16 protein-coding genes are annotated in these 16,770 nt (G+C 62.4%); 9 read left to right on the top strand and 7 right to left on the bottom strand.

Going from position 1 to position 16,770, the window contains the following annotated elements:
* Positions 1-64: 64 nt before the first annotated feature.
* The 3 genes from AC1Z36_RS03570 to AC1Z36_RS03560 all read right to left on the bottom strand — a co-directional run bounded on the left by AC1Z36_RS03570 (position 65) and on the right by AC1Z36_RS03560 (position 4,346).
* Complete coding sequence (locus AC1Z36_RS03570; RefSeq protein ID WP_105656445.1) at positions 65-1,426, bottom strand: GntP family permease; 1,362 nt, start codon at positions 1,424-1,426, stop codon at positions 65-67.
* A 292-nt stretch (positions 1,427-1,718) separates the two neighbouring features.
* The gene (locus AC1Z36_RS03565) at positions 1,719-2,780 is read right to left on the bottom strand and encodes a CdaR family transcriptional regulator (protein WP_105656446.1); all 1,062 of its coding nucleotides are present in this window, start codon (positions 2,778-2,780) and stop codon (positions 1,719-1,721) included.
* A gap of 57 nt (positions 2,781-2,837) precedes the next feature.
* Positions 2,838-4,346 carry an aldehyde dehydrogenase family protein gene (locus tag AC1Z36_RS03560; protein WP_105656447.1) on the bottom strand — a complete coding sequence of 503 codons (1,509 nt, stop codon included), beginning with the start codon at positions 4,344-4,346 and terminating at the stop codon, positions 2,838-2,840.
* A 200-nt stretch (positions 4,347-4,546) separates the two neighbouring features.
* Between AC1Z36_RS03560 and AC1Z36_RS03555 the strand changes: the two genes are divergently transcribed.
* From AC1Z36_RS03555 to AC1Z36_RS03525, 7 genes are all read left to right on the top strand, one after another.
* Entirely contained in the window at positions 4,547-5,551 is a 1,005-nt protein-coding gene (locus AC1Z36_RS03555; RefSeq protein ID WP_181148780.1) for an ABC transporter substrate-binding protein, read from the top strand.
* Positions 5,552-5,641: 90 nt separating this feature from the next.
* Positions 5,642-6,418 carry an ABC transporter permease gene (locus tag AC1Z36_RS03550; protein WP_105656449.1) on the top strand — a complete coding sequence of 259 codons (777 nt, stop codon included), beginning with the start codon at positions 5,642-5,644 and terminating at the stop codon, positions 6,416-6,418.
* Positions 6,411-7,244 carry an ABC transporter permease gene (locus AC1Z36_RS03545; protein ID WP_105656450.1) on the top strand — a complete coding sequence of 278 codons (834 nt, stop codon included), beginning with the start codon at positions 6,411-6,413 and terminating at the stop codon, positions 7,242-7,244. Before AC1Z36_RS03550 ends, AC1Z36_RS03545 begins: the two co-directional genes overlap by 8 nt.
* Before the next feature lie 46 nt (positions 7,245-7,290).
* Positions 7,291-8,097 (top strand): ABC transporter ATP-binding protein, encoded by an 807-nt coding sequence (locus tag AC1Z36_RS03540; protein ID WP_105656451.1) that lies wholly within the window; start codon positions 7,291-7,293, stop codon positions 8,095-8,097.
* Positions 8,098-8,102: 5 nt separating this feature from the next.
* The gene (locus AC1Z36_RS03535; RefSeq protein ID WP_105656452.1) at positions 8,103-9,212 is read left to right on the top strand and encodes a zinc-binding dehydrogenase; all 1,110 of its coding nucleotides are present in this window, start codon (positions 8,103-8,105) and stop codon (positions 9,210-9,212) included.
* A 43-nt stretch (positions 9,213-9,255) separates the two neighbouring features.
* Positions 9,256-10,245 (top strand): ABC transporter substrate-binding protein, encoded by a 990-nt coding sequence (locus tag AC1Z36_RS03530; RefSeq protein WP_105656453.1) that lies wholly within the window; start codon positions 9,256-9,258, stop codon positions 10,243-10,245.
* A gap of 119 nt (positions 10,246-10,364) precedes the next feature.
* On the top strand, positions 10,365-10,514 hold the full coding sequence (locus AC1Z36_RS03525) for a hypothetical protein (protein WP_166650762.1): 150 nt from the start codon (positions 10,365-10,367) through the stop codon (positions 10,512-10,514).
* Positions 10,515-10,596: 82 nt separating this feature from the next.
* Here the strand turns inward: AC1Z36_RS03525 and AC1Z36_RS03520 are convergent, their stop codons facing one another.
* Positions 10,597-11,685, bottom strand: coding sequence for an alcohol dehydrogenase catalytic domain-containing protein (locus tag AC1Z36_RS03520; RefSeq protein ID WP_105656455.1), 1,089 nt, complete (start codon positions 11,683-11,685; stop codon positions 10,597-10,599).
* 108 nt (positions 11,686-11,793) lie between these two features.
* On the opposite strand from AC1Z36_RS03520, the gene AC1Z36_RS03515 reads away from it, so the two are divergent.
* Positions 11,794-12,876: a zinc-binding dehydrogenase gene (locus tag AC1Z36_RS03515; RefSeq protein ID WP_105656456.1), complete on the top strand. Its 1,083-nt coding sequence runs from the start codon at positions 11,794-11,796 to the stop codon at positions 12,874-12,876.
* Between the two features lie 79 nt (positions 12,877-12,955).
* On the opposite strand, the gene AC1Z36_RS03510 is transcribed toward AC1Z36_RS03515, so the two are convergent.
* Positions 12,956-13,501 (bottom strand): hypothetical protein, encoded by a 546-nt coding sequence (locus tag AC1Z36_RS03510; protein WP_105656457.1) that lies wholly within the window; start codon positions 13,499-13,501, stop codon positions 12,956-12,958.
* 213 nt (positions 13,502-13,714) lie between these two features.
* On the opposite strand from AC1Z36_RS03510, the gene AC1Z36_RS03505 reads away from it, so the two are divergent.
* Positions 13,715-14,101 (top strand): nuclear transport factor 2 family protein, encoded by a 387-nt coding sequence (locus AC1Z36_RS03505; RefSeq protein ID WP_105656458.1) that lies wholly within the window; start codon positions 13,715-13,717, stop codon positions 14,099-14,101.
* Between the two features lie 87 nt (positions 14,102-14,188).
* On the opposite strand, the gene AC1Z36_RS03500 is transcribed toward AC1Z36_RS03505, so the two are convergent.
* Positions 14,189-15,334 carry a flavin reductase gene (locus AC1Z36_RS03500; RefSeq protein ID WP_105656459.1) on the bottom strand — a complete coding sequence of 382 codons (1,146 nt, stop codon included), beginning with the start codon at positions 15,332-15,334 and terminating at the stop codon, positions 14,189-14,191.
* On the bottom strand, positions 15,331-16,761 hold the full coding sequence (locus AC1Z36_RS03495; protein WP_105656460.1) for an MmgE/PrpD family protein: 1,431 nt from the start codon (positions 16,759-16,761) through the stop codon (positions 15,331-15,333). The genes AC1Z36_RS03500 and AC1Z36_RS03495 overlap by 4 nt, the downstream gene beginning before the upstream one ends.
* Positions 16,762-16,770: the final 9 nt, after the last annotated feature.

Below are 16,770 nucleotides of genomic sequence, written 5' to 3'. Positions count from 1 at the left end.
TTAAAGCAACGGATCGCGCCATCTGCCGATGGCGCGATCCGTTGCTTTCTTGGAAGGCGTGCTGCTAAAGCAGTACGGCTCCCAGGACCAGTACAGTCAGGAACCCCGCGGTGCCCTGGATGGCGGTAGCCACGCTCAGGGTCTTGTAGGCGGTGATCACCGGAATGCGGCTGAGCTGCGAGACGACCCAGAAGTAGGAGTCGTTGGCGTGCGAGACAACCATCGCACCGGCGCCTACTGCCAATACGGATAGCACCATGCCCAGCTCCGAACCCAAGCCCAGGGAGCCGAGCATCGGAGCGACCAGCGCGGAAGTGGTCACCATTGAGACGGTGGACGAGCCCTGTGCGGACTTCAGTGCAGCGGCGATCAGGAATGGCACAGCCAGGCCCAAGCCCAGTCCGCTGAGTGAATCCGAAAGAATCGTGGTCAGATCCGACGCGGCCAGGACCGCCCCGAAGCCGGCGCCGGCACCGGTGATCAGCAAGATCGGAGCAGCGGTGCGTACAGCTTCGTTCATCTGCTCATTGAAGACCGCCAGCTTGCTGCCACCGCTCAAAAGAAAAGTCGATGAGATCAAGCCGAAGATCAGCGCAATAACTGGCGTCCCCAGGAAGGAAAGGATTTCCAGGGCAGCGCCTTCGCCCATCGGGTGCGAGGGCAGCTTCGCAATGGATGCGGCACAGATCAGCACCAGCGGAACCAGGATCGGCATGAAGGCCAGCGCCGGGCTGGGCAATTTTCCGAAGCTTGCACGCAGCTGCTCATAGTCGAGTTCGGAGATGTCATTGTGGTCGTCGCTTGGCAACGGGGTCCATTTGGACTTGTTGAAGCGGCTGGCGTAGGCCAAGCCGGCAAGGGCCGAGATGGCCGCAACGGGCAATCCGACAGCGATGATCAAGCCCAAGTTATCGGCAATGCCGATGCTTTCGGCTGCGGCCAGCGGGCCCGGAGTTGGAGGCACCATGGTGTGGGTCGCGTACAGGCCGGTCATCAGGGCGATGGAAGTTGCCAGCCCAGAGATCCCGGTACGCAGGGTGATCGCTTTGCGCAGCGAGTTGAGCACCACGTATCCCGAGTCGCAGAAGACCGGAATGGAAACGATGTAGCCGATAATCGATAGCGTCAGGTTGGGGAACCGGGTACCCAGGACCTTGATCAGCGCATCTGCCATGGAGATCGCGGCGCCGGATTTCTCCAGGATGACACCGATCATTGTTCCGAACAGGATCACCAGTCCGATATTTCCCATGGTGCTGCCGAAAGCCGTGGTGACCGTCGAAGCCACGTCGGCCAGCGGAATCCGGTAGGCGAAGGCCGCCAGGATAGCGGCGCCAACGAGGGCGAGAAATGGGCTGATCTTCAAGCGTGCTGTGACCATCACGATGGCCACAACAAGGATCAGCAGAACTAGCAGTTCGTACACGGCGGGTTGGCTCCTTTGCCAATATCGGTAGTTCAATGCGCCCAGCCCGCAATGGCTCAACGGGTGGACCAGCCCTATCGGCAAAGCCGCTCAAGGCTTTGCCCGTTGGGCTAGATGCCACCGTGCCACCCCGGGTTTCGGGCGCAAAGATCGATCATCCTGCCAATACTAGGAAAAGTGACCCCGAATACCTATGGGCACACGACCACATTTGCCTGGGTTCGAAAGAGCCAATGTGTGCAAACATCCCACCCTTCCCAGCCCCGGCGCCAGCTCCCCTAGTTTCCAGGGCCTAGAAAACATGCAGCTGGCCCAAGGCCACTCTCGCGTAGATGGCATGCTGGAGTTTCAGGGACTCGCTGGACCGCCGAATATCGATGCCGCTGACCTGGCTTATCCGCTCAAGTCTTTGAACCAAGGTATTGCGGTGAATATGCAGATCCGTGGCTGCTTGGCTCATCGAAGCAGCTGTCGCAACGACCAGCAGGGTTCTGGCTTGTTCCTCATTGAGCTGCATCGCTGGAGCAGCTGCATGGTCCAGGCTGCGGGCTGGGGTGCGGGCGATAGCCACAGCAATTTCCCGGCTCCACATGCGGCGCCGCGCGTGGGATGGCACGAGTGCCGGATAGCCCACCAATACGCGCAGCACTTCGGTTTCGGCCATGAGATCCTCGGCCTTTTCGACAGGCGCGGAGACCAGGAAACGTTCCTGGTCCATGCGCTCGGGAGCGAAAGCTGTCTCACTGGCAGCGCAAAGCCTCCAGTACGCGCCGGAAAGGCTAATCCATGACGTGCGGTGATGATCCTTCGCCGGCTCTTCGAGCGACGGATCCCCCACGCTTCGGGGCAGCCAAGCTTCAATGCATTTCGGCCCGCGCAAACCATGCGCTGCGAGCGAGCGGTCGATCACTTCAGGTGCAACGCGACCGGCGATCAACGCAGAAATAATGTCGCGGGCTTCGGTCTCGCGCCGCGCGCTGCGAGAGTGCTCGCGTTCTTGGGCAAAGAGCAATTGAACGGTCAATGCAATCAGGCCGGCCAGCGGTTCCACCTCGTGGGGAGCTCCGGTCACGCCCACAACGCCGCAGAGCTGGTCGTTCAGCACCAGCGGCACATTGACCCCTGGCTGGGTTCCGGCCGAGCCGTCGGCCTGGCTGACACGGATGATGCCGTTGCGTCGGATCGCCTCTGCGCTGCCGTCGTGGTGGGTACCGATACGCGCAGCATCCGTAGAAGCAATGATGACTCCGTGAGCATTCATGATGTTCACATTGCGGTTGATGGTCGGCGCAATCGTGTCGACGACTTTCTGCGCCAACGCGCTAGCCAGCCGGGGTTGCTCCTTTTCGCTCATGAGCTCATCCTAACGGCCCGGGACTGCGCAAAGCAGTCCCGGAATAGAACATTGCCGCTAGTCGAGCTTGACGGTGACCGACTTCAGCGAGGTGTAGGCCTCGATGCCTTCACGGCCATTTTCGGCGCCCCACCCCGACTGCTTGAATCCGCCGAACGGCATGTTCGCATCCATGCCGGCACCGGTATTCACCCTGACGTTGCCGGCCTGGATTTTCTTGGCGAAGGTCAACGCGCGGGAAATGTCCTGGGTGAAGATCACCGAATTGAGGCCGTAGTCGGTGTCGTTGGCCCGGCGCAGCACCTCAGCCAGCGAATCCTCGTCGCCGAAGGTGCTGACCGAGAGCACCGGCCCGAAGATCTCATCCTTGGCGATGGACATGTCCGGACTGACATTTTTCAGCACGGTCGGCTGCACGAAGAATCCTTCTCCGCCTTCGGCCAAGCCACCGGCAACGAGTTCCGCGCCATCAGCGATGCCCGCCTCGATGTACCCCAGCACGCGCTCGCGCTGCACCTGGGAGATCAGCGGGCCCAGCTGGGTTCCGTCTGCCAGGCCAGCGCCCAGCTTGAGGCTCTTCGCGAATCCGGCGATGCCTTCGATGACCTGGTCTGCGATGTCTTCGTGGACATACAGTCGCGACCCTGCCGCGCAGACCTGGCCGGAGTTGCCGAAGATGCTCATGGCCGCGGCCGGAATGGCCTTGTCCAGATCCGCGTCGGGATAGATCACCACCGGGGATTTGCCGCCCAGCTCAAGGCTCAGCCGCTTGAGATTGCCCGCTGCCGACGCCAGCAGCTTCTTGCCTACCGCGGTGGATCCGGTGAAGGAGAGCTTGTCGACATCCGGATGGTCGGCGAGCGCTTGGCCGGCCACCGGCCCCAAACCCTGGACAACGTTCAGCACACCGGCCGGGATGCCTGCTTCAAGCGCAATCTGCGCCATGCGCACGGCGGTCAGCGGGGTCAGCTCCGCGGGCTTGAGCACGACGGTGCAACCGGACGCCAGCGCCGGAGCCACCTTGGACAGCGCAATGGTGAAGGGGACATTCCATGGCACGATCAGTGCGGCCACGCCCAAGGCTTGGCGCTGGGTATAGGCGTGCCAGGTTCCTGGCAGGGAAATCTCGCGGGTTTCGCCGTTGAGCTTGGTGGCCCAGCCGGCGAAGTAGCGCAAGGTTTCGATGCCCGCGGGCAGCTCGCCAAAGCGGGCGACGTTGAAGGGCTTCCCGCAGTTCAGGGACTCCAGGGTAGCCAATTCATCGAGGTTCGCTTCCAATGCGTCAGCGAAGCGGTGCAGCGCCCGCTGGCGTGCTGCCGGGGTCATTTCTGCCCAGGGCCCGGACTCGAACGCTGCACGGGCGGCAGCTACTGCGCGGTCGATGTCCGCTGCGGTGGCAGCCGTCGTCTCGGTCAGCAGCTGGCCAGTGGAGGGATCGGTTACCGGCAGCTTTTCCCCCGAGCCAGCGACCTCCTGGCCATTGATCACCAGCGGAAGGGGCGTGGCCGCCAAAGCGGCGCGAAGCTGCTGAGCCAGCGGAACGGCGGAAAGATCTGTTGCTGTCATGGAATGTATCTCCTGGTCTGCCCGGCGCGCTTCGTCGTTGGCATCATTTTGAATGTGAGTCTTGCCACACAATCATACTAAAGATATATTGTGATTCAAGGAATACATTTTGATGCTCAATGTACTTCTTCTTCCGGGAGCCGACCCCGGTCGACAACTCGCAGCCTTCGCCTAGGCACCAAGCTTTCAAGGAGATCCCCATGGTCACGAAACGACGTTTTGCACGGAAGGCCTTCTCCGGCCTCGCAGTCTCTGCCCTCGCAATCGGCACCCTGGCCGCGTGCGGATCCAGTGAGGAGGCCAGCGCCGACGGCCCGGTGAAGCTGCGCGTCGCCATTGCTCCGATCCAGTTCGAAACCGCACGCATCGCTGAAGAGAAGGGCTACTTCGAGGACCAGGGCCTGGACGTTGAATTGGTCAATGGCGCCGACCCCGCCGCGCTGCTGGCCCAGGTGGTCTCCGGTGACGTGAACGTTGCCATCGGCTCGTGGATCAACGTCGCCACCTCTTTCTCCCAAGGTGTTCCGATCCAGGTCATTGGCGGCAACGGCATGGTCGACCCGGAAGCCGACAACTCCGGTGTCATGGTGGCCAAGGATTCCGGGGTCAAGGAACTGGCAGACCTGAAGGGCAAGACCATTGGCGTAGTTGGCGTGAAGTCCGGTGGCGACATCCCCGTGCTCCAGGCATTGGAAGCGGCCGGCGTGAAGGAAAAGGAAGTCACTGAAGTTGCTGTTCCCTACGCGGGCATGGAAGCGGCCTTGGAACAAGGCACCGTGGATGCAGTAGTGCCTGCCGACTCCTTCTACCACCAGATGCTGGAGAAGGGCTACCAGACCATCTCCAACCCGGTACAGGAATTCCAGTCCAGCATGCCGGTAACCGTTTGGACCGTGCAGAAGCAGTGGCTGGAGCAGAATGGCGAGACCGCCAAGAAGTTCGACGCAGCTATGCAGGATGCCGTGAAGTTCTACTCGGACCCGGCCAATCTGGAGGAAGTCCGCAAGGTCCACGCCGAAGCCAACCAGATCGATGTAGCCGATGCGCCCAAGACCTTCGTCCCGGCGGACGTCACCTTCAACGTGGCTGAAGCCCAATCCGGCATCGATGCCATGGTCCACTTCGGCCTGGTCGAGAACAAGGTCATCGTCGAAGATGTGCTCTGGGACGAAGCCCCTACCCGGGCTTCGGCAGACGCCAAGTAGCCCACGTCCTCTTCGCCCCACCGGTGGCGCCATCCCCTGCGCTGGCGCCACCAGCACCCCTAGCTTGCAACTGCTTACTCAAGGATTCCCATGAAAGAGTCAACGATTTCACCGGGTCTGCTCTGGACCCTGCGCATCGTGGCCATCGCCGCCCTGCTGGGCATCTGGCAACTGGTGATCGCCTCAGGAACCATGCCCTCCATGCTCCCCGGCGTGGAAAAGATCTTCTCTGCCATCTCCGAAGCCCTGGGCCAAGCGGCCTTCTGGGGCGGGCTAGGCAAGACCCTGCTCGCAGCCCTCACCGGCTGGCTCATTGCTTCGGTCGTGGGTGTCGTCCTGGGCCTGGTCATTGGATCAGTTCGCTTCCTCGACAACTCCACCTCGATTCTGATCGATTTCGGCCGTTCGTTCCCGGTACTGGCCCTGATGCCGGTAGTGATCATGCTGCTCGGCTCGAACACCATGATGGAAATCGTCGTCGTCGCGCTGTCCTGCCTGTGGCCAGTGCTGATCCAGACCATCTACGGTGCACGCCGCCAGGAAGCCGCGGTTGCCGACACCGTCGCCGTCTTCCGCATCCCGCCGATGCTGCGCTTCACCAAGGTCCTGCTGCCTTCTGCCCTGCCGCTGATCGCGACCGGTGTGCGCATTTCCTCGGCCATCGCCATCCTGGTGGCGGTGGGCGTTGAAGTGATCTCCCAGGCGCCAGGCATTGGACGCCAGATCACGCTGATGCAGCAGGCGCAGCGTTGGGATCTGGCCTTCGCCTACCTGTTCTTCGCCGGCCTGACCGGATGGGCCATCGCCCTGCTCTTGCAACAGGCCGAAAACCGTTTGCTGAAGTGGAAGAGGCAGAACGATGACTAACGCAACTTTGAACGCCCCCGCAGTGCCATCACGCGCTTCGAAAGCCAAGGCTCCGAGTTCCTCGGCGGCCGCCGGACGCAAGATACTGGTTTCTTCATGGCTCATCGTTGCCGTGGTTGCGGCTTGGTGGTTCGGCTCGGCAAACTCCACGAACTTCTTCATCCCCTCGCTGGAGTCCATCCTCGAAGCCTTGGTCCGCGACCTGGGCAACGGCGTGATTATTTCCGGCGCCTGGTACTCGCTGTCCAATCTCTTTGTCGGCTTGGCCCTGGCTGCCTTCTTCGGCATCTGCGGCGGACTGCTGCTGGGCGAAGTCCCGTTGCTGCTGAAGATCGTTGACCCGATCATCCACTTCTTCCGCGCTGTCCCGCAGGCAGCACTGGTTCCGATGATCATCGGCGTCTTCGGCATGGGGCAGGGCCCGAAGATGGGCACCATCGCCTTCGCCTGCATGTGGCCGATCCTGCTGAACACCATCGACGGCATCTTGGGCATCGAGCCAACGGTGCGCAAGTTCTCCAAGGTCTACCGCATTCCCCGGGGCCTGCACTTCCGCCGCGTGATCCTGCCCGGTGCCACCCCGCAGATCGTGGCCGGTATCCGCGTCGCATTGCCGATCGGCATCACCGTGATGGTGGTTTCGGAAATGTTCGCCTCCATTGAAGGCCTGGGCTTCTACATCCTGAATTCCTCGGCCACCTTCAAGGTTCCGGAGACATGGGCCGGCGCACTGCTGGTCGGTGTCATCGGCTACATCATCTCGATCCTCTTCGTGCTCGTCGAAAAACGGATCCTGCGCTGGTACCACGCCTCCGGCGCCCAGTAGCCTCCGTTTCCGTCCGACCTTCCATCTTCTGACCAAGGAGAATCCCATGACCACCCAAGCACCCGTTGAAACGACCATGGAAACCAAACCATTGCTCATGAAGGTTCGCGGCATGTCCATGAGCTATGGCGCCGGCCCGGCCGAAAACAAGATCCTGGAGAATTTGGATCTGGACGTGGAGTATGGCCAGTTCATCTCGATAGTCGGCCCGTCGGGCGTCGGCAAGACCACCTTGCTGCGATGCCTTTCCGGCTTGCTGAAGCCAAAAGCCGGAACCATCGAGGTTTCCGGCACGAAGATCAACGGCCCGCACCCCGATCTCGCCGTGGTCTTCCAGGACTACTCGCGTTCGCTGATGCCGTGGATGACCACCCGCGAAAACGTGGCCTTCCCGCTGCAGGGCAAGGGCATCGGCAAGGCCGAGCGCAACAAGCTGGCCGATGAGCATCTGGCTGCCGTGGGCCTTGAAGGCCAAGGCGGCAAGTTCCCCTGGGAAATGTCAGGAGGCATGCAGCAGCGCGTGGCCATTGCCCGCGCCTTGGCCTACAACGCGAAGGTGCTGCTCATGGATGAGCCCTTCGCCTCGGTTGATGCGCAGACCCGCTTCGACCTCGAAGACCTCGTGCTGGACTTGCAGCACAAGCTGGGTGTGACGATCCTGCTGGTCACCCACGACATCGACGAGGCGCTGTACCTGGCCGACAAGGTGGTCGTGATCGCGGAGAAGCCGGCCACCGTAGTCGACGAGATCGTCACCGGTTTCGGCGAGACCCGCGACCAGCTGGCCACCAAGGCTGACCCGCGCTTCACCGAGGCCCGCGCACGGATCCTCGTGCGCCTGCGCCAGGACTGATCCCCATGGCACTCAGCGCACGGGCAGCACTGGCAAGGCACGGCGATGGCAGCTTCAGCATTGAGGACATCCACGTTGATGCTCCGCTGGGCGCGGAATTGCTGATCGAAGTCAAAGCAGTTGGACTGTGCCAGTCCGATGCCCACCTGGCGGGCATGGATCTGGGCCTTCCTGCCCCGCTGCTGCTGGGCCATGAAGTTGCCGGGGTGGTGCTCAGCACCGGCAACCAAGCCTGCGGTTTCACTGCGGGAGACCACGTGCTGGCCAGCTTGATCCAATACTGCGCGCAGTGCGCCCTGTGCCTTTCGGGCCAGGAATACCGTTGCGCCAACCGCCCCAGCACGCTGCGCACGGCCGGCCAAGCACCGCGCGCCAGCTGCAAGGATCAGCCGGTGATGCAGATGTTCGGCACCGGCGGATTTTCCCAGTACACCTTGGTGCATGCCAACCAGGCAGTAAGGATTCCCGAGGAGCTGCCCTTCGCCCAAGCCGCGGTGATGGCCTGCTCCACGCTGACCGGTGCCGGGGCAGTGTTCAACTCCGCCCAGGTGGCCCAGGGGCAATCCGTCGCAGTCATTGGCGCTGGAGGCATCGGGTTGAACGCGATCAATGCCGCCCAGATCGCCGGCGCTTCGAAGATCATCGCAGTGGATCTGAGCGATGAGAAGCTGGAACTGGCCCGCGAATTCGGGGCAACGCACACGATCAATGGCGGCAGTGGAGACGCTGTCGCCAAGGTCCAGGAAATCACCGGCGGCGGGGTGGATCATTCCTTCGAGATGATCGGCCTGCAGGCCACCAGCTTGCAGGCGGTGCGCATGACCCGTGTAGGCGGGGATGCCTATCTGGTCGGGTTGCATAAGCCCGGCGCGCAACTGCCGCTGGATGCCATGTCCGACATCATTGGGCCGCAGCGCAGCCTGCACGGGATCTATATGGGCTCTTCCAGCCCGCAACGTGATGTCCCCAAATACACCGAGCACTATCTTGCCGGGCGCCTCAAGCTCGACGCGCTCGTTGCCCGGGAACTTCATATCTCGCAGATCAACGAGGGCTTCGCAGCGATGAAGGCCGGGCAGGGCGTTGCCCGTTCGGTCATCACAGATTTCAGCTGATTGCCTGCCACTTCATATCCCCTTCAAGCACGACGAGGCCATCTTGAGAACTCCATCTTCCGCGCGCCGGGCCCTGCCCCTGTCCGCGGTCCTGCTCGTTTCCACCATGGCCTTGGCCTCTTGCGGCAACGCTGGGCAAGGCGCCGAAACACCGGGCGGCTTGATCCCGCTGAAGGTCTCGGTGGCCGGCATCCAGTTCGAGCCGGCTTACCTCGCCGAATCCCAAGGCTTCTTCGAAGACCATGGCTTGGACGTTGAAATCATCAATGGCGCAGACCCCGCCGCCCAGATTGCTTCTGCTATCTCCGGCGAGGTGGACATCGCCACCGGTTCCTGGGTCAACGTCGCCACCTCCGTGTCAAAGGGCCTGCCGATCGAAGCGCTGGCTTCGAATGGCGTGGTCGACCCGAACGTCGATAACTCCGGAGTGCTCGTCGCCAAGGACTCTGGGATTGCGAGGCTTGCCGATCTCAAGGGCAAGACCATCGGTGTCATCGGCGTGAAGACCGGCAGCGATCTGCCGGTCTTCCAAGCCCTGGAAGACGCAGGGGTGGGCGCCGAGGAGTTCAGCGAAGTGGGCATGCCCTACGCCGGGATGCAGGCCGCGGTGGAGACCGGGACCGTTGACGCGGTCGTCCCCAGCGACGTCTTCTACCACCAGATGATTGCGGCCGGCTTCCCCTCCTTGGGCAACCCGGTCCGCGAGTACCAGGGGAATCAGCCGGGCACTTTGTGGCTAAGCACTTCCCAGTGGGCCGGTGCGAATCCAGATACTGCCAAGGCCTTCGTATCGGCCATGAAAGAGGCAGTGGAGTTCTACTCCGATGCAGCAAACCTCGAGGAAGTGCAGAAGATACACGCCGAGGTCAACCAGATTCCGGTGGAAAAAGCTCCAACGCGGTTCGCCTTGGCAGGCACCGCGTTCGATGCAGAGGCTTCCCAGTCAGGCCTGGATGCAATGGCACGCTTCGAGCTCATTGACAAGCCCGTAACAGTGGATGAAGTGCTCTGGGAGCACGCGTCTCGCAAATAACCAGCACCGGCAAATCCTTGGACAGGGACTGGCGCGATGCTAGGCTCACGGGAGCACGTTCTGCCCACGGAAGGTTCACCATGAGTTCGGCAATCAGTTACCTCACCGGAGGATTTCTGGTGTCTCTGCTTGTCACCCTGAACATGACCTGGAACCAGCACCTGCCCGGCATCACCGGGTCCGTGGCGGTTGCGCTCAGCTTCATCGGGTTGCTGGGCTGCGTCTTGTACGCCACGCGCATACAGCGCCGCGCGCAGACCGGAGAGTAGCAGCACCCCCAGAACATGAAACAAGGCCAGCAGATCAGTGGACTGCTGGCCTTGCTTCGTTCAGCGACCGGCGTCGATAAATCTAGAAGGTAATCACGCTTCGGGCCACCGCACCGCCACGCAGCTGCTCGTATCCCTTGTCGATTTCATCCAAGCTGATATGCGCTGACACCAGTTCGTCGAGCTTGAAACGGCCCTGCAGATACAACTCGGCGTACATGGGGATGTCCACCTGGATGTTGCTCGACCCCATGGCCACGCCACGGATGCCCTTCTGGCGTCCCATCAGGTCTCCAAATGGGGTGATGCTGATCTGCGCGCCGGGCTTGTGAACGCCAATCAGGTACGCGGTGCCGCCGATTTCCAGCATGGCCACCGCCTGCTCGCTGGTGGCTTGCAGGCCGATGACCTCGAAGGCATGCGTCACTCCCCCGCCAGCAATCCGCTTGACGGTTTCCACCGCATCGCCCTCCCCGCCGTTGATGACGTCGGTGGCACCGAAGACCTTGGCCAGCTCCAGCTTGGCCGGCTGCAGGTCGATAGCGATGATGCGGGTCGCGCCAGCCAGTTTCGCGCCCTGGATGACGTTCAGCCCGACACCACCGGCGCCGATCACGGCAACGGTATCGCCTGGACGGATGCGCGCGGTATTAATAGCCGCGCCAGCACCCGTGACCACTCCACAGCCAAGCAGCGCCGCGCGGTCGAACGGGATAGCGTCCGGAACCCTTACGACGGTGTTCTCATGCACCAGCACCTGTTCCGCGAAGCCGCCAACACCGATGAACTGGGTGAGCCGCTGCCCACCCAGGGACAATCGCGGATTCTGCTGCGCGGTGCGGTCGGTGTGCGAGGGCACGCGGCACTGGTAGGGTTTGCCGGTGCGGCATCCCTTGCAGACCCCGCAGCTGTGCACTGGAGAAGTCACCACGCGGTCCCCCACCGAGAGCGAGGTGACAGCCGAACCGACGCCCACGACCAGACCCGAGACTTCGTGGCCGAGCACCGCTGGCATGGGGAAGCCGATGTCCGACGTCGCCACGTGCAAATCCGAGTGGCACAGGCCGCTGGCCTTCACGTCAATGAGGACTTCATGGGCTTCGGGGTTGTCAATGCTGATGTCCAGGACATCAAAAGAGCCGGCAACTTCAGAAACGACTGCTGCTTTCATGCTTCCTCCGGAAAATAGTCGCGCAAAGGGGGTGACGCAGAACACTAATAAAAATATACTATTAGAAATAATGCATTTTTAGAAGAAGAATCTAACGAAGGATCTGCAATGCGCGCAGCGGTCATCAACTCCATCGGCGAAGGTTTCAGCATCGAGGAACTCGAAGTCGACGAGCCGCGGGGGCAAGAAGTTCTGGTGAAGGTCGAAGCCGCAGGCCTGTGCCACTCGGATCACATAGTTGCCACCGTAGACCGCGGGCGCCCCTTGCCGATGGTGGTCGGCCACGAAATGGCCGGCACCGTCATCGCGCTAGGCCCCGAAGCCACCGACTTCGAAGTGGGAGACCATGTCATCGCCACGGAAATCAGCTTCTGCGGGAGCTGCGAAGAATGCGTCAACGGAGCGACCTACCGCTGCTTGAATCCCCAGCATGCGCTGCGCGGACCGGATACCCCGGCACGCTTGACGCGCAACGGCGAGCGCGTAGAAGGCTTCGGCGTGGCCGGTTTCGCCGAGTACACGGTCCTGCACCAGAACAAGCTGGTCAGGGTGCCCAAGGAAATCCCATTCGCGCAGGCTGCTGTGCTTGGCTGCGCGACAGCCACCGGCGTGGGCGCGGTGCTCAACGCCGCCAAGGTTTCCCCCGGGGAAACCGTCGCGGTCATCGGCTTGGGCGGCATCGGCCTGAATGTCATCCAGGGAGCCAAGCTGGCCGGCGCCAAGACCATCATCGGCATTGACCTGCAGCCAGAGAAGCTGGAGCTGGCCAAGAAATTCGGAGCCACCCATGTCATCAACGGCGGCACGGAAGACGTGGTCAGCGCCATCCGCGCCATCACCGGCCGCGGAGTCCACCATTCCTTCGAAGCCATCGGCATTGCCCCCACGCAGCGCCAGGCCCTGGAAGTCGCCAAAACCGGCGGACACGTGTATTTCATCGGCATTCCCCAGGGCAAGCCGCTGGAAATGAATATCATGCTGGACCTGCTGATCCCGCAGCGCAATCTCCACGGCATCTACATGGGCTCCTCCACGGTCCGCAATGACATTCCCTACTACGCCGAGCTCTATCTGCAGGGCCGGTTGAATCTCGATGACCTGGTGGCGCAGGAGATCCAGCTCGACGAGATCAACGAAGCCTATGCAAAGCAGGAAACCGGGTCCATCGCCCGCAGCGTGATCCGCTTCTGATCCGCATGAGCAACAAGCTGCAGGCCGCGAACCAGTTTCCTGGTTCGCGGCCTGCAGCCCAGCTAGTGGCGGCCAGCCTCTATTTGCCTTCCTTGGCGGCCCGCTCCTTCTCGATGGCTTGGACCTGGGCAACCATGTCCGGAGCAAAGGCATAGAGCTTGCCCTCTGACTGATGGACCCAGAAGCGCCCGCACAGATCAGTCGTCTCGCTTTGGCCATCGGCTGGCCACCAGTCGGCATCCAAGGTGCGGGTAGCTGAGATCTCGTCAGGCTCGAGGTTCTTGGTGCGCGGGTCAGAAGCGTAGGCCTTGGCCAGTTCGGCTTCGGTCGGATTCCCAACGGTTTCCAGCGCCTTGCACTGTTCGCTGTCCAGCTTGCCGTCGTAGTTCAGCATGAAGATGCGTTCAGCGCCGGTATTGCGCTGGACCAGCTGAACGTCGGTGCCGCCGGACGGAACCCAGTCGGGCAGCACGCCATCGGCCACGGCCTTCTCTGAAGTTTTGGCAGTTCGAGTGGTGGATTCATCGTACTTGTCGACGAAGAGATCAGAACCGCTGCAGCCGGTGAGCAGGAGAGCGAAGGGAAGGGCGAGCGCGCCAGTGGCGAGGTACTTTTTCTTGAGCATGATTCCATCGTAGAAATTTCCGCGGCCCGGGGAATCAGCGATGCGAGGTAACTATCCCGTGCCCGGCTCATACCCTCGGCTGATAGTTTCCACTTCTGGGATCAACCCTGAAACTCCATCTCACCCAGTAAAAGCACTCGCTAATATCCGCACATCGCCACTGCTTATTGGTAGATTGCCTACGAACCAAACGCTACTTAGGAGCCATCACCGTTGACGACTATTGACCCTGCGGCACTTGAATCGGAACTGCGCATCGCAGAAGAACGGCGCCTTTCGGCCATGCTCGCCCGTGACCTCGAAACCTTGGGGAACCTGCTTGAGCCGGATTTGCAGTACACCCACTCCACCGGTCGTGTCGATGACCGCGACTCATTGCTGGAACTGCTCGGTTCCGGAGCCGTCGAATATTTGGCGCTCAGCCACGACTTCGAGTCCGTTACCCAGGAGGGCAACGTGGTGGTCGTCGAAGGCAGCATGAAAATGCATCTGATTTCCGGAGGCGTCGAAAAGCATCTGGCAACTGCCAACCGCACGGTGTGGGCCAAGACCGGCGGCCAGTGGAAGCTGCGCCTCTTTGTCGGGGCCACAGCCCAATAGGCCCGCACTTCGACGCTTTATAAAGCCACGGCGGCAGGCTGGATCTTCCAACCTGCCGCCTTTCCACAGTGGCTATCGCCTCAATGCCTAAACCTGGCCGCCATGGCGGGCCACTGCTTCACGAGCCAGCGCCTTGCCGAACTCGGTGTGCGCGGCAAGCGCTGCCTGGGCCGCTGGCGCGTCACCGGCAGCCAGCGCTTCGGTCAATTCTGCAACGTGGCGGTGGTCCAGCTGGCGCGACCACTGCTCTGCGGTCAGCGCTTGGCGCCAGACGGTGCCAATTCCCAAACGGCGGAAGGAATCCACCAGCTGGCTGGAGCCGGCAACGCCAACCAGAGCATCGTGGTAGGCGACATTCAGGGCCAAGAACTCTTCCAGGTCGGATTCCGAAGTCTCACGCAGGTCAGCCAGCTTCGCGGTGATCTCGCGCAGGCTGGAAATGGTCTCTTCGGAAATCTTGCCCAGGTGCGAGGCGATCACCCCGGACTCGATGGTGGCGCGCGAGTCGTAGGCCGAATCGGTCAATTCTGCGGTAATCGGCTTTGGCTGGTATTTTCCGGTTTCGGTGCGGAAGACCAGGTGCTCGCTTTCCAGCTTCACCAGCGCGTTGGCTACATGATCAGCGTCGGCCCGGGAAGCCGCGGCGATGGCATCCACGTCGAGGTCTTCGCCCAGTGGACTGGTGCGCAGCAGCACCCAGGTGCGGGTGGCCTGGTAGGCAGCCAACTCCTTGGTGGGCTCGAGGCGGCCCATGGTTCCGCGGTAGTAGGCCAGCGGTTCGCGGTCATGGGCTTCAGCGTGGCTGACCAGTCCCAGGAAGACGGTGTGGGTACCGCCGGTCGGGGTTTCGGCCACATGGCATACGATCGTGGCCAATGCGCCGTCAATCAGCGGGATGCCCTCCGCGGAGAGGGTATGCGGCACGGTGGCGAACTTGTCCTCGCCCTTGCGGCCGAAGTGGAAGGCCAGCGCGCCCTGGTCCTCGGCCAGGATGTTGATGCCGAAGACGCCTGCTTCAACTACCCGGTCATGGGTGGAGCTGGAGCGGTTCAGGCAAGCGAGCATCATTGGCGGTTCCATCGACAGGGAGGACACTGCCGAAGCGGTGGTGCCGTAGAGCTGGCCGTCCACGGCCGTGGTGATCACCGTGACGCCGGAGGCGAAGTGGCCGACGACGTTGCGGAAGGTGTTCATGTCTACTGGGGTGACCGATTCAAGGTTGGTGATGCTCATGGGAGTTGCTCCTGGTAATTCGGGGTGAAGTTTCTAGCGGGGTCCAGCGCCGCCATCAGATCAGTCAGATCCGGTGCGCTGGCGAGGTGTTCGAGCTGGTGCTGCAACGCGTCCTTGCGTGCTGCCAGTTCTGGATGCGAGAACTCGAGATTCTTCGAGAACTTCTCAACTACCTGGTCATGCTCCAGGGGTGTGCGCAAGATGTTTCCGTCCGGGTGCTCCACGCGCACGTGGCGCACCTCGCCGCTGCGCAGCCGTGCAGTGATCTCCGCCGTCAGCCGCTGGCTGTTGGGCAGGGTGCCGGCTAGCTCGATGCGCCCGAGCATCTGCGCCAGCTCCGGGTCCGCCAGCGCGCTGGCGGTCAGGTGCTCGGGGCGAACCGTTCCGTGGATCAAGGCGATCGCCGCGGTGGCGTGCACCGAGAACAGGGCTGCCACGGTGCGGGTGTCCCCCGCCTCGAAGCGCGCCCCGACGAATCCGTTCAGGGTCCGCTCGCTCAGGTGGACGGTGAGGCATTCGATGTCCTTGTAGCCCACCGTGCCGTCGGCCACCAGTTCCGCGCAGGCCTGCAGCGAAGGCTGCGCGGCCCGGCAACTGGCAAAGGGCTTGATCGTGCAGTCCCCATGGAAGCTCACGCCAAGATCCGCCACCGCCAGTTCCGGCTGCGCGTCGATGCCGAACAGCTGGAAGTAGCCGTGCTTGCCGGTCAGCGGATCATCCGCCGCCTTCATGCCGGCTTTGGCCAGCTGCGCGGCGGAAATTCCGGCGCGGGCGGCGAAGGCCATGGGCAGCTTGAAGCCGTTGGCCCCATCGAAGATCGCCGCCACATTGCCCGAAGCCTGGTTGACCGCAATGCCGATGGCATGGCGTGCCTGCGCCTTGTCCAGGCCCAGCATCCGGCTGGCGATTCCAGCGGCGGCCAGGGCATTCAAGGTGCCGGTATTATCCTGCCCCGAGTACACGTCGAAGCCGCCGGCGATGGCCAGGCGGGCTGCCAGGTCATCGCCCAGCGCCAGAGCGGCCAGTGCTTCTTCTCCGGTGGCGCCGGTGGCTTCGGCCAGGGCCAGCACGACGGCCACGGTGGTTCCGGAGATGTGGGCGGCGACCTGCTTGCCGGCCGGGCCTTCGGCTTCCACCGGTTCGAAGTCGAAGGAGCGGATCAGGGCCGCGTTGACGAAGGCCGCGGAGGTGGCCGGAAGCTTGATTCCGGTACCCAGCACGGTTGCTTCATCGCCGTGGCCCCAGGCCTGCGCCGCTTCGATGAGTCCGGCAATGTCGTCGGCGCGGTGCCCTGCTAGCCCAACGCCCACCGAATCCAGCAGGCGCTGGTTCACGCGCTGGATCGTGGCCGTCGGCAGCTGGCCGTACTGGGTTTCCAGCAGGTGCTCGAGCAGCGCATCGAGCACATCGGGCGTCGGGTTAGCCATGATTTTCCT

It is taken from the genome of Glutamicibacter sp. BS14 (genome assembly GCF_056934375.1).
This window is presented reverse-complemented; position numbering and strand designations above follow the sequence as displayed.